11 protein-coding genes are annotated in these 12,625 nt (G+C 68.8%); 7 read left to right on the forward strand and 4 right to left on the reverse strand.

Translation table 11 applies throughout. The features are described from left to right. The first annotated feature begins 98 nt into the window (after positions 1 to 98). The 6 genes from AC07N1_RS22985 (at position 99) to AC07N1_RS23010 (ending at position 6,815) form a co-directional block, all read left to right on the forward strand. Positions 99 to 827 carry a CPBP family glutamic-type intramembrane protease gene (locus tag AC07N1_RS22985; RefSeq protein WP_494673898.1) on the forward strand — a complete coding sequence of 243 codons (729 nt, stop codon included), beginning with the start codon at positions 99 to 101 and terminating at the stop codon, positions 825 to 827. 138 nt (positions 828 to 965) lie between these two features. Beyond that, positions 966 to 1,100 (forward strand): 50S ribosomal protein L34, encoded by a 135-nt coding sequence (gene rpmH / locus AC07N1_RS22990; RefSeq protein ID WP_004622337.1) that lies wholly within the window; start codon positions 966 to 968, stop codon positions 1,098 to 1,100. A gap of 113 nt (positions 1,101 to 1,213) precedes the next feature. Continuing rightward, positions 1,214 to 1,696 (forward strand): ribonuclease P protein component, encoded by a 483-nt coding sequence (gene rnpA / locus AC07N1_RS22995; protein ID WP_494673899.1) that lies wholly within the window; start codon positions 1,214 to 1,216, stop codon positions 1,694 to 1,696. A 7-nt stretch (positions 1,697 to 1,703) separates the two neighbouring features. Beyond that, the gene (yidC, locus tag AC07N1_RS23000) at positions 1,704 to 3,560 is read left to right on the forward strand and encodes a membrane protein insertase YidC (protein ID WP_494673900.1); all 1,857 of its coding nucleotides are present in this window, start codon (positions 1,704 to 1,706) and stop codon (positions 3,558 to 3,560) included. Continuing rightward, the gene (gene yihA, locus AC07N1_RS23005) at positions 3,560 to 4,210 is read left to right on the forward strand and encodes a ribosome biogenesis GTP-binding protein YihA/YsxC (protein WP_494673901.1); all 651 of its coding nucleotides are present in this window, start codon (positions 3,560 to 3,562) and stop codon (positions 4,208 to 4,210) included. The genes yidC and yihA overlap by 1 nt, the downstream gene beginning before the upstream one ends. Before the next feature lie 334 nt (positions 4,211 to 4,544). Further along, a complete protein-coding gene (locus tag AC07N1_RS23010; RefSeq protein ID WP_494673902.1) occupies positions 4,545 to 6,815 on the forward strand; it encodes a TonB-dependent receptor plug domain-containing protein in 2,271 nt (756 codons plus the stop codon). A gap of 269 nt (positions 6,816 to 7,084) precedes the next feature. On the opposite strand, the gene AC07N1_RS23015 is transcribed toward AC07N1_RS23010, so the two are convergent. The 4 genes from AC07N1_RS23015 to AC07N1_RS23030 all read right to left on the reverse strand — a co-directional run bounded on the left by AC07N1_RS23015 (position 7,085) and on the right by AC07N1_RS23030 (position 11,415). Then, positions 7,085 to 7,888, reverse strand: a complete 804-nt coding sequence (locus AC07N1_RS23015; protein ID WP_494673903.1) for a response regulator — start codon at positions 7,886 to 7,888, stop codon at positions 7,085 to 7,087. A 122-nt stretch (positions 7,889 to 8,010) separates the two neighbouring features. Further along, positions 8,011 to 9,156 carry a hypothetical protein gene (locus tag AC07N1_RS23020; protein ID WP_494673909.1) on the reverse strand — a complete coding sequence of 382 codons (1,146 nt, stop codon included), beginning with the start codon at positions 9,154 to 9,156 and terminating at the stop codon, positions 8,011 to 8,013. Positions 9,157 to 9,393: 237 nt separating this feature from the next. After that, positions 9,394 to 10,680, reverse strand: coding sequence for an adenylosuccinate synthase (locus AC07N1_RS23025; protein ID WP_494673904.1), 1,287 nt, complete (start codon positions 10,678 to 10,680; stop codon positions 9,394 to 9,396). Positions 10,681 to 10,800: 120 nt separating this feature from the next. Further along, positions 10,801 to 11,415: an acyloxyacyl hydrolase gene (locus AC07N1_RS23030; RefSeq protein ID WP_494673905.1), complete on the reverse strand. Its 615-nt coding sequence runs from the start codon at positions 11,413 to 11,415 to the stop codon at positions 10,801 to 10,803. A 127-nt stretch (positions 11,416 to 11,542) separates the two neighbouring features. Here AC07N1_RS23030 and AC07N1_RS23035 point away from each other — a divergent pair, with 127 nt between their 5' ends. After that, positions 11,543 to 12,517, forward strand: coding sequence for a threonine ammonia-lyase (locus tag AC07N1_RS23035; RefSeq protein ID WP_494673906.1), 975 nt, complete (start codon positions 11,543 to 11,545; stop codon positions 12,515 to 12,517). Positions 12,518 to 12,625: the final 108 nt, after the last annotated feature.

Below are 12,625 nucleotides of genomic sequence, written 5' to 3' on the forward strand. Positions count from 1 at the left end.
GCGTGGTGGTTTCGGTTAATCCACCGGCGCGCGCAGTCCGGGTCTATGCACGCTGGGCCGGGCGCGGCCATAGTCGCCCTCGCAGTGGAGTTTCGATCATGGCAGGGCCGGCCCCGCGAGACTTTCCCTACATCCGCGCCGCGCCCGAAGGCCTGTCGGCCGGGTGGTGGGTCATGGTGCTGGGCAGCTGCGTCGCCGGTTTCATCGCGCTGATGCTGCTGGGGCGCGCGCCGGGCGGCCCGATGGCGCTGGCCGGGCCGGTGCTGTTCGCCGTCATGCCGCTGCTGGCGCTGAGGGCGGCCGCCGGACGCGGATGGACGGCGCTGTTCCCGCGCCTGAGCTTCACCGACGTGCTGGCCGGCCTGCTGACCGTTCCCCTCGCCCTGCTGCTGTCGAGCGCGGCCGCCCTGGTCTTCACCAAGGCCGGCGTCGCCGCCGTCAATCCGGTCGCGGGCCTGCTCGCGCGGCTGGACGGCTGGGAGCGCGTCGTCTTCATCGCCGGCACCGCGCCGCAGCTGCTGGGCGAGGAACTGGTCACCATCCTGCCGTTCGTGGCCCTGCTGGCCCTGTTCCATCGCCGGCTTGGGCTGGCCCTGCGTCCTGCGGTCCTGGTCGCCTGGATCCTGTCGGCCGTGATCTTCGGCCTGCTGCACCTGTCCACCTACGACTGGAACCTGGCCCAGGTGCTGCTGGTCATCGGCGTCTCGCGGCTGGCGCTGACGATTCCCTATCTGCTGACCCGCAGCGTCTGGTCCTCCTTCATCGCCCATGTCACGCTGGACTGGTCGATCTTCGCGGTGGTGCTGCTGGGCGCGGCCAGAGGGTAGGGGCCAACCCCTTGCCCTGACTCAGCTTCCGCCGCTTTGCGCGGTTGACATCCTCGGCCGCCTCGCTTATCCACCGCCCCTCACTCGCGGACGCCGCAAGGTTTCCGCGTCAACGCTATTGTAATTCGGAGCCACGTCGTGAAGCGGACATTCCAGCCGTCGAAGCTCGTGCGAGCCCGCCGTCACGGCTACCGCGCCCGCATGGCCACCAAGAACGGCCAAAAGGTCGTCGCGCGTCGCCGCGCCAAGGGCCGTAAGCGCCTGACGGCCTAAGGGCGGGTTTTCCCGCTCTTCTTTCCTGCCTCGGCAGGATCGTACGACATGACAAAAGCCGCCCCTTCCCAGAACCAGGCCTCCAGCCTGCGCCGGAAAGGGCGGCTTTTTTCATGACCGATTCCCAGGTTTCCGCCGCGCCCCCAGCCGGTCCCAATCCCGGTCTGAAGTCCGGTCCCCGGATCGAGCGCATCAAGGTGCGCGCCGACTTCCTCAAGGCCGCCAAGGCCCCCTCGCTGTCGCGCGGCGCCGTCTTCATGCAGTTGCGCCCGCGGGGCGACGACGACGCCCTGATCCGCGTCGGCTTCACCGCCTCCAAGAAGGTCGGCGGCTCGGTCGAGCGCAATCGCGCGAAAAGACGCCTGCGCGAGGCCGCAAGGCTCCTTCTGCCCCTTCATGGACGGCCCGGTTGCGACTATGTGTTCATCGCCCGCGGCGGTACGCGCTCGCGGCCCTGGGGGCGTTTGCTTGACGATGTAAAAGCCGCGCTGATAAGCCTCGCGGCCGATATAGACCGCGGGGGGAGACGTCCCCCTTCCGCGCCCGCCTCACCCCCTTCGCACGCGCCAGCGTCCGAACCCTCCGATCCCGGTTAAGTCATCCATGCAGAACGACAACAAGAACACGCTGGTCTTCATCGTCAGCGCGTTCGCGATCCTTCTCGGCTACCAATTCTTCGTCCTGGGTCCGAACCAGAAGAAGATGGAGGAAGCCGCCCGCGCCAAGAAGGCCGCCGAGGCCCAGGCCGCCGTCGCGCCGCCCGGCATGACCGTCGGTCCGGACGGCGCGCCCCAGCCGATCAAGCTGTCGCGCGACGCCGCCAAGGCCGCCAGCCCGCGGATCTCCGTCGACACCCCGGCCCTGGCCGGCTCGATCGCCCTGAAGGGCGCGCGGATCGACGACCTGTGGCTCAAGCGCTACGGCCAGACCACCAAGAAGAACGCCCCCCCCGTCGAGCTGCTGCGCCCGACCGGCGCCGAGAACGCCTTCTTCGCCGAATTCGGCTGGGCCGGCGCCAACCTGCCGGGCCTGCCGGACGCCAACACCGTCTGGACCGCGCCCGCCGGCGCGACCTTGCGTCCCGGCTCGCCGGTCGTGCTGACGCATGACAACGGCCAGGGCCTGGTCTTCACCCGCACGCTGTCGGTCGACGCCGACGCCATGTTCACGGTGTCCGACAGCGTCCGCAACCAGGGCGCCCAGACCCTGACCCTGGCGCCCTACGCCTCGGTCCAGCGCTGGGGCATCCCCACCGACCTGGGCAAGAACCACATCGTCCACGAGGGCGGCATCGGCATCCTGGGCCAGGACGGCTACGAGCTGAAGCAGGCCAAGTACCAGGACTGGAAAAAGAAGAAGCCGCAGCAGGAGTTCTCCTCCAAGGGCGGCTGGACCGGCATCACCGACAAGTACTGGCTGGCGGCCCTGATCCCGAGCCAGGACGAGACCATCACGGCCCGCTACAAGGTCACGCCCGTCTCCGGCGTCGACGTCTACGAGGCCAACTACACCGCAGCCCCGCGCCCGCTGGCCCCCGGCCAGACCCTGACCGAGACCACCCGCCTGTTCGCCGGCGCCAAGACCGTGCCGCTGCTGCGCCAGTACGAGTACAACGGCAATGCGCCCAGCGGCTGGGCCTTCTGGGACAAGCGCAAGGCCGACATCCCGCGCTTCGACGACGCCGTGGACTGGGGCATGTTCGCCCTGATCACCCGTCCGATCTTCAACGTGCTGGAGATCTTCTACAAGCTGGTCGGCAACTTCGGCATCGCCATCATGCTGCTGACCGTGACCCTGAAGCTCCTGCTCTATCCGCTGGCGGACAAGAGCTACGAGTCCATGGCCAAGATGAAGAAGATCGCCCCCGAGGTCGAAAAGCTGAAGGCCAAGAACAAGGAAGACCCGGCCAAGCTGCAGCAGGAAACCATGGCGCTGTACGCCAAGGAGAAGATCAACCCGTTCATGGGCTGCGTGCCCATGCTGATCCAGATCCCGGTGTTCTACTCGCTGTACAAGGTGCTGACGGTCACGATCGAAATGCGCCACGCGCCGTTCTTCGGCTGGATCCAGGACCTGTCCGCGCGTGACCCGACGACGTTCATGAACCTGTTCGGCCTGATCCCGTGGGATCCGGCGACGGCCCCGCTGATCGGCAACTTCCTGGGCGGCCCCCTGCACATCGGCGTCTGGCCGCTGCTGTACGGCTTCACCATGTGGCTGACCACGGCGATGAACCCGCCGGCCGGCGACCCGATGCAGCAGAAGATCTTCCAGTTCTTCCCGCTGATCTTCATGTTCACCCTGTCGCAGTTCGCGGTGGGCCTGGTGATCTACTGGTGCTGGAGCAACGTGCTGACCATCATCCAGCAGTACATCATCATGCGCCGCTACAAGGTCGACAACCCGATCGACCAGATCATGGCTCGCCTGACCGGCAAGCAGACCGCGACGGCGACCTGATGACCGATCCGATCGATCCGATCTTCACCGAAGACGAGATCGAGGCGGCCCGGGTGCTCTTCGCCCAGCCGGTCTCGTTCATGATGGGGGCCGTCCGCATGGACGGCCTGCCGCCCTCCGACCTGCCGGAAGTGGCCTTCGCCGGCCGCTCCAACGTCGGCAAGTCGAGCCTGATCAACGGTCTGGTCGGCCAGAAGTACCTGGCCCGCGCCTCCAACGAGCCGGGCCGCACGCGGGAGATCAACTTCTTCCTGCTGGCCGAGAAGCTGCGCCTCGTCGACCTTCCCGGTTACGGCTTCGCCCGCGTCTCGCGCTCGACGGCCAGCAAGTTCCAGGACCTGGGCCGCCAGTTCCTGCGCGGCCGGCCCAACCTCAAGCGGGTCTACCTGCTGATCGACGCCCGCCACGGCCTCAAGAAGGTCGATGCCGAGGCGCTCGACGCCCTCGACATCTCGGCGGTCTCCTACCAGATCGTCCTGACCAAGGCCGACAAGATCAAGCCGGCCGAGGTCGAGAAGGTCGTCGAGGAAACCACCAAGGCCGTCGCCAAGCGCCCGGCCGCCTTCCCGCGGGTGCTGGCCACCTCGTCGGAAAAGGGCCACGGCCTGCCCGAGCTGCGGGCCGAGATCCAGCGGACGTGTCTGGGCTAGGTTTCCTTCTCCCCTTGCGGGAGAAGGTGTCGGCGCGAGCCGACGGATGAGGGGTCTCTCAGACGTAAAGCGCCGCGAAAGCTGATCGGCTTTCGCGGCGTTTCTGTTGGTGCGACCCCTCACCCGACCCCGCTGCGCGGGGCCACCCTCTCCCGCAAGGGGAGAGGGATTGGATCGTCCGGGCACGGATCATCCGCGCTGCTACATAAATCCGCAATAAAACTGTCGCCGAAACTTCTCTGGTCCCCAGGTTGTGGCGAAACTATGCCCTGCCCCGACAAAAACACGCGCGTCACCCGGTGTCATGCCCGGCCGCGAAGTGGGGGATGTTCTGATGAAGAAGACCGCTCTGTTGGCGCTGTGCGCCCTCGCGCCTCTGGCCATGGCCGCCTCCGCGGCCGCCGCCGATCTCGCCGACGCCCCGATCGCCACCGCCGAAGAGCCGGTCACGGCCTCGGAAGTCGTCGTCCAGGCCCAGATCGCCTACCGCAACCGCAGCGAGGAGACCGCCCCGGTCCTCGAATACGGCCTCGACTACTTCCAGCGCTTCGAGCCCCTGACCGCCGGCGACGCCCTCAAGCGCGTGCCGTCGGTGGCCTTCCTGTCGGACGTGCTGGAATCGGACGGCGTGCGCATGCGCGGCCTGGATCCGGGCTATACCCAGGTGCTGATCAACGGCGAGAAGGTGCCCGGCTCGGGCGTCGACCGCTCGTTCTTCGTCGACCGCATCCCCGCCGAGCTGATCGAGCGTGTCGAGATCGTCCGCAGCGCCAGCGCCAACCGCAGCGGCGACGCCCTGGCCGGCGCCGTCAACATCGTGCTGCGCGACGCCTATTCGCTGGACGGCGGCTTCTTCCGCGTCGGCGCCCTGGGCTTCAACGACGGCCGCATCCGCGAGACCCTCGGCGGCGTCTGGGGCGGCCAGGTCGGCCCCGGCCGCCTGCTGCTGGGCGCCAACGTCCAGGGCCGCCGCAACCCCAAGGAAAAGTCGAGCCTGCGCTACGCCAGCCCGAAGGGCGCCTTCGTCAACCGCGAAGACCAGAGCGACGTGCGCAACGGCACCGACTATTCGTTCAACGCCAGCTACCAGACGCCCCTGGCCGGCGGCGACCTCGACCTGTCGGCCTTCTACGTCAAGACCGACCGCAAGCAGGACGAATATTCGGTCGAGTACAACGTCCTGACCGGCGGCAACGGCGCCCCGATCGTGTTCGGCAAGACCACCGGCGGCAACGTCCTGACGGTCAACAACCAGGTCGTCGACACCGACCAGGAAACCCTGACCCTGTCGGCCAAGTACAAGCACGAGATGTTCGGCGGCGTCGGCACGGCCCGCGTCACCTACGCCCGCTTCACCGAGACCGATTTCGACCGCGAGGACGACACCGACTACAACCGCGCCAAGCCGCGCTACACCTTCGACCGCACCACGACCGACATCAAGGACACCGAGACCACGCTGAAGCTGAAGCACGAGCGTGACCTGGGGCAGGCCAAGCTGGAGTTCGGCGTCGACCTGCAGAGCAAGGATCGCGACAGCGACATCCAGACCCTGCGCAACCGCTACAACATCGGCGCGACCGCGGTCAGCAACCCCTACGAAGCCGTCCCCGGCGGCGTGAACCAGATCGAGGAAAAGCGCGTCGATCCCTACGTCCAGCTGTCGGGCAAGGCCGGCGACGTGAAGTGGGAAACCGGCTTGCGCTACGAGACCACCGACGTCTCGATCGTCGACGAGACCGCTGCGGTCGCCCTGCGGAACACCAGCCTCGACTACGCCATCCTGCTGCCCTCGGCCCACCTGCGCTGGAGCCTGACCGACGACGACCGCGTCACCGCCTCGGTGGCCCGCACGGTGCGCCGCCCCGGCTTCGACCAGATCTCGCCGGCGGTTCTCGAGGAGGAGTACGGCGACAACGACTTCATCGGCAATCCGAACCTGAAGCCGGAAACCGCCTGGGGCCTGGACGTCGGCTATGAGCGCCGCCTGGGCCGCCAGGGCGTGGCGGGCGTCAACTTCTTCTACCGCGACGTCACCGACCTGATCGAACTGGCCGACACCGGCGTCGTGGGCTCGGCCGGCGGCACGGCCAGCGTGCTGCAGTCGCGCAACGTCGGCGACGGCAAGGTCTGGGGCCTGGAGTTCGACCTCTCGACCCCGCTGACCGTGGTGGGCCTGGAGCACACCGGCGTGTTCTTCAACTACTCCTGGCTCGACAGCGAGATCTCGGACGTGCTGGGCAAGCGCCGCTTCAACGGCCAGGCCAAGTACGTGGCCAATGTCGGCTTCATCCAGGACCTGCCGACCCTCGGCGCGGCCTTCGGCGCCACCTACCGCAAGCAGGGCGAGGCCTTCGACCGCATGATCGGCGAAGAGGTCCACACCACCTACGGCGGCGAGCTGGAAATCTTCGTCGAGAAGCGCATCGGCGAGCGCACCACCATCCGCCTGACCGGCTCGAACCTGCTGAACGGCAAGAAGAAGGAAAGCTTCGACAAGTTCGACAGCCTGGCCGACCAGAAGGCGCGCAACTACGCCGAATACGAACTGGAATCGGAAGAAGCCGGCCCGGCCTTCCAGCTGATCGCCCGCATGGCGTTCTGATCCGGATCCCGAGCCTTCTCCCCTTGCGGGAGAAGGTGTCGGCGCCGGCCGACGGATGAGGGGTCCCTCAAAAGCAAGACGCCGCGACAGCCGACCAGCTGTCGCGGCGTTTTTCGTTTAGACGCTCCTCCCCCGCTTGCGGGGGAGGGGGACCACGAAGCGGTGGAGGGGGCGAGACCGGGCGCCGAGGCGGCGGTCGCCCCCTCCGTCACGGCGCGTATCCGCACCGCGCCACCTCGCCCGTTTCACGGGGGAGGAGCACGAAATCCCTAAGCCGCCCGGCCGTTGCCCTCGTCGGTCATGAAGCCCATCAGGGCGTCGATGCGCCTGACCAGTTCGGCGCGGCCGCCGCCGACCGAGAAGTCGGCCGTGGTGCAGCCGGCCAGGGCCGCGGCGGCCTCGACCAGGCGCGGATCCTTCACCGCCACGCCGACGGCGTTCAGCTCGGCCGCCTGGGCGGCCAGGGCGCGGCGGGCCTGGGCCGGATCGCTGTCCAGCGACTGGGCGGCGGATTTGACGATGCGCAGGGCCTGCGACAAGCGCGCGGCGGGCGTGCCGGCGGCGTCGGCCTTGCGCTTGCGCGGGCCCTTGTATTCGGCCGAGTTGAAGCGGCGGCGGTCGGGGCCGACATACTGCACGGCCTCCACCCAGTCGCGCGGCTTCAGGGTCACGGCCTCCAGGCGCCGTTCCAGATCCTTGATCGTGAACGGCTTGCGCATGAACTCGTGGATGCCGGCGTCGCGGGCCCCGAAGATGGCTTCGGCGGTGGCTTCGGCCGTGCACATGATGATCGGGTTCTGGCGGCAGGCGAGATCGCTGCGGCGGATCTTGCGTGCCAGGGCCAGGCCGTCGAGGCCGGCGCTGGCGTGCTCGACGAAGATCATCTGCGGGTCGACGGTGCGCACCATGCCCCAGCCCTGCTCGATGGTCGGGGCGGCGAAGACCTGCACGTTGCCCACGTGGCGCAGCTGGTCGCCCAGCAGGCGGACGGCCGCGGTGCTCGGATCGACGACCAACACGCGCTGCATCTTTGCGGCGATGCGCTGCAGGGTGCGGGGGTTGTCGTCGAACACGGGGCGGGGCCTCCTCGCTGGTCGGGAAGATCGGACCCCGACTCTTACGGCGCGAGGGTAAAAATCCGCTTGATGACGTCGCGGGGTCCCTGCGTCAGATCGCCTACCTCAGGTGGCCGAACTCAGATCGAAAGCGAGGCCGACAACCCGGAGTCGAAGTCCTGCAGGATGTCGACGGCCTCTTCCACGTCGACGATGGCCGGCTGGCCCTCGGGGAAGCGGTAGCGCCAGAAGCTGGCGATGTGCGAGATCACCCCGACCTTCTCGCCCAGGGACAGGAACATCTCGGGCGCGCGCAGCAGGAACTCGCGGAAGGCCTGCGGCTTGCCGTTGTCGATCAGGTCCTCGAAGGCGTCGTCATAGACCTTGATCGTGCGCAGGATCGAGGCGCGCTCGACCACCACGCCGTGCTGCAGCCGCTTGCGGGCGTCGTCGACATAGCGGGCCGTCTCGGCCTCGCGGGCGCCGGTGATGATCATCTGGCCGATCTCGCCGGCCGTGGCGGTCAGCTGCGGCCACAGGCGCGTCAGCATCCACTTGTAATAGAGGAAGCCCTTCCAGCTGAAGACGCCCTCGCGGAAGCTCTCGCCCTCCAGGACCAGGGTCTCGCGCAGGGGCTCAAGCCGCTCGTCGACGTCGGTCGACAGCAGGGCCTCGACCAGGCGGGCGGCGTGGGCGCCGTTGACCCGGCCGCTGTCGCGATAGGCCAGGTCGATCAGCCGCGAGATCTCGACGGTGACGAAGCCCTGCATCTGCTCCAGGTCGCCGGGCGAGAGGGCGAAGTAGCAGGGGGCCACGATCATGCCGTGGCGGCGCAGGTGCTCGCGCAGCAGGAACGGGTCCAGCGACGGCAGCATGTCGATCATGCGCAGGGTCGCCAGATCCCGCGTCATGTCGGTGGGATCGTTGCAGGCCTCGCGCAGCAGGTCGATCCAGCCGCGCTGGCCGACGAAGAACGACTGGCCGCCGAGCGACAGGTCGCTGCGCTCGAACGGGATGATGATCTTGGTCGCCGTGGGGCGTGCTTCGTCGAACAGGAACAGGTCGTCGGCCCGCAGGCGGTGCTTGACGACCAGGGCGTTGTTGAGGACCCGGTTGCGGAACAGCGGATGCTGCGAATATTCCGGCCGCTGGCTGCTGTCGGCGGCGATGGCCAGCAGGTTCAGCACCCGGCTGGTCGAGGCCGTGCGCTCCAGCGCGCGCAGGCTGCGCGTCAGGCGGTCCGGCTTGCGGACCGGGGCGAGCTTTCGACGCGCGGACAAGATCAGGCTACCCCCTTGGTGACACGAGGGTTGTAGCCTTCCCGACCTAAGCAATCGCTAACCGCGACCGTAGGTAGTCCTCATTATGGGGGTTGTCGGGGTGCGGGAGCGCCTCTCCCTCGCGGGAGAGGCCCCCTCAGTCGCTCCGCGACAGCTCCCCCAGAGGGGGAGCATCTTGGCGCCGAAGATCCTCCCCCTCTGGGGGAGGTGGCCCGGAGGGCCGGAGGGGGCCGCCGCAGGCGGCTACCCCGCGAACGGGTCGCGCATCAGGATGGTGTCGTCGCGCTCGGGGCTGGTGGAGAGCAGGGCCACCGGGGCGCCGATCAGTTCTTCGACGCGGCGCACATACTTGATGGCGTTGGCGTTGAGGTCCTTGAACGAGCGGGCGCCGGCGGTGCTTTCGCTCCAGCCTTCGATCTCTTCGTAGACCGGCTCGGCGGCGGCCTGGTCGCGCATGCCGGCGGGCAGGTAGTCGAGGATCTTGTCGCCGATCCTGTAGCCGACGCAGATCTTCAGGGTCTTCAGGCCGTCCAGCACGTCCAGCTTGGTCAGGGCGATGCCGTCGATGCCGTTGATGGCCACCGACTGGCGCACCAGCACCGCGTCGAACCAGCCGCAGCGGCGCGGACGGCCGGTGTTGACCCCGACCTCGCGGCCGACGGTCGACAGGTGCGTCCCGACCTCGTCATTGAGCTCGCAGGCGAACGGGCCTTCGCCGACGCGGGTGGTGTAGGCCTTGACGATGCCCAGCACGTAGCCCGGGCCCTTGGGGCCCATGCCCGAGCCGGCGGCGGCCTGGCCGGCGACGGTGTTGGACGAGGTGACAAACGGATAGGTGCCGTGGTCGACGTCCAGCAGGGCGCCCTGGGCGCCTTCGAACAGGATGCGCTTGCCGGCCTTGTGGGCCTGGTCCAGCACGCGCCAGGCGGGCTGGGCGTAGGCCAGGATCTTCGGCGCGATCTCCATCAACTGGTCGAACAGCGCCTGGCCGTCGGCGCCTTCCAGGCCCAGGCCCCGGCGCAGGGCGTCGTGGTGGCTGAGCAGGCGCTCGATCTTCGGCTTCAGGGCTTCCGGGTCGGCCAGGTCGGCGACGCGGATGGCGCGGCGGCCCACCTTGTCCTCGTAGGCCGGGCCGATGCCGCGGCCGGTGGTGCCGATCTTCTGGCTGGAGGCGGCTTCACGCGCCTGGTCGAGGTCGCGGTGCAGCGGCAGGATCAGGCAGGCGTTGTCGGCCAGGATCAGCACGTCCGGCGTGATGGCCACGCCCTGGTCGGCGATCTTGGCGATCTCGCCCAGCAGGTGCCAGGGATCGACCACGACGCCGTTGCCGATGACCGAGGTCTTGCCCTGCACGACGCCCGAGGGCAGCAGGGCCAGCTTGTAGACCTTGCCGTCCACCACCAGCGTATGGCCGGCGTTGTGGCCGCCCTGGAAGCGCACGACGACGTCGGCCCGGTTGGAGAGCCAGTCGACGATCTTGCCCTTGCCCTCGTCGCCCCACTGGGCGCCCACGACGGTCACGTTGGCCATGATTGAGATGTGCCTTGTCACCTGCCCGGTAGCGCCCGCGGCCCTTCGACAGGACTCGGCGGCGGACGTTCGTCAGATTGTGCGGCGACAGGCGGGGGCCGTCAGGCGGCCCCCACGAAGTCAGAAGGCGTAGAGCAGCCGCACGCCCAGATCGTCAAGCCCCTGGTTCTTGCCTTGGTGGAAGATCTGGCCGTTCGACAGGTGCACGTAGGACAGTTCGGTGGCCCAGCGCTCGTTGAATCGGTAGCCCAGGTTCAGCTCGGGCTGGAACAGCACCTTCGAGCCGAAGTCGATGCGGGTGTAGTAGAGCTTGATGCGGCGGGCGCGCTCGGCGTCGCTGATGCCCGGGGCGTTGGCGGGCGGCAGGCCGGTCTCGCCGTCGGTATAGGCCAGGCCCATGCCCGGACGGAAATAGAAGCCGCCCTTGTCGCCGAAGTCGATCGGCCAGCTGAAGCCGGCGGCCACGAAGTTCGAGGTGTTTTCGCTGTTCAGCGACACGAAGGCGTGGACCTGCGGCTTGCCCAGCCAGGTCAGGTTCTCCAGGCGATCGGTGCGGTAGCCGACGTGCAGGTCGACGCCGTCCTCGCGGCCGGCCGCGCCCAGGCCCACGGCCTCGCCGATGAAGGTGACGTCGTGCTTATAGGCGCCGACGATCAGTTCGCCGGCGTTGGCGGCCGCGCCGGCGGCGAGCGTCATGACGGCGCAGGCCGCGGCGGCCAGCAGTGCGGTCTTCATGGTGTGAGAGCCCCTCAGCAGTCTTCGGCTCCCTTATGGCGCGAACTCCCGGCGCGAGCTAGTAGCGGTGCGGTCGATTGTCGCGGGGCTGTTCCCGCGAAGACGCAGCCGCCCGATGGACAGCTTCATGACCGTCTCGCTCGCCGACATCCAGGCCGCCGCCGCCCGCCTCCAGGGCCAGGCCGTGCTCACCCCGCTGCTGGAAAGCGCCGCCCTGTCCGAGCGGCTGTCGGGGCGCGTCTTCGTCAAGCCCGAGACCCTGCAGCTGGCCGGGGCCTTCAAGTTCCGCGGCGCCTATAACCGCCTCTCGCAGCTGACCGCCGAGGAGCGCGAGAAGGGCGTCGTCGCCTTCTCGTCGGGCAACCACGCCCAGGGCGTGGCCCTGGCGGCCCGCAAGCTTGGCATGCCCGCCCTGATCGTCATGCCGGCCGACGCGCCGAGCGTGAAGGTCGAGGCCACGCGCGGCTTCGGCGCCGAGATCCGCTTCTTCGACCGCTTCAAGGAAGACCGCGAGGCCATCGCCGCCGAGATCGCCGACCAGCGCGGCATGATCGTCGTGCCGTCCTACGACGACCCGCACGTCATCGCCGGCCAGGGCACGGTGGGGCTGGAGATCATCGCCCAGGCCGAGGCCGCCGGCGCCGCCCTGGACAAGGTGATCTGCCCGATCGGCGGCGGCGGGCTGATCGCCGGAACCTCGACGGCGGTGAAGGCCCTGTCGCCGGCCACCCAGGTCTGGGGCGCCGAGCCGGCCGGCTTCGACGACACCCGCCGCTCGCTGGGCAGCGGCCATCGCGAGGTGATCGACCCCGAGGCCCGCTCGTTCTGCGACGCCCTGCTGGCCCCGACCCCCGGCGCCCTGACCTGGCCGATCAACAGCCGCACCCTCACCGGCGTCGCCGCCGTCACCGACGACGAAGTGGCGGCCGCCATGCGCTGGGCCTTCATGACCCTCAAGCTCGTCGTCGAACCCGGCGGCTGCGTGGCGCTGGCCGCGGCGCTGTCGGGCAAGATCGACCTCGCCGGCCAGACGGCGGCGATCGTGCTGTCGGGCGGGAACGTGGACCCTGCGGTGTTCGCGGGGGTGTTGGCGGGTGCCTGAGAAGACCCCCTCCGGCCCTCCGGGCCACCTCCCCCAGAGGGGGAGGATCTAGCAGCGCCGCACCAAGAAGATGCTCCCCCTCTGGGGGAGCTGTCGCGGAGCGACTGA

The organism is Caulobacter sp. GW821-FHT09B11 (assembly GCF_059418205.1).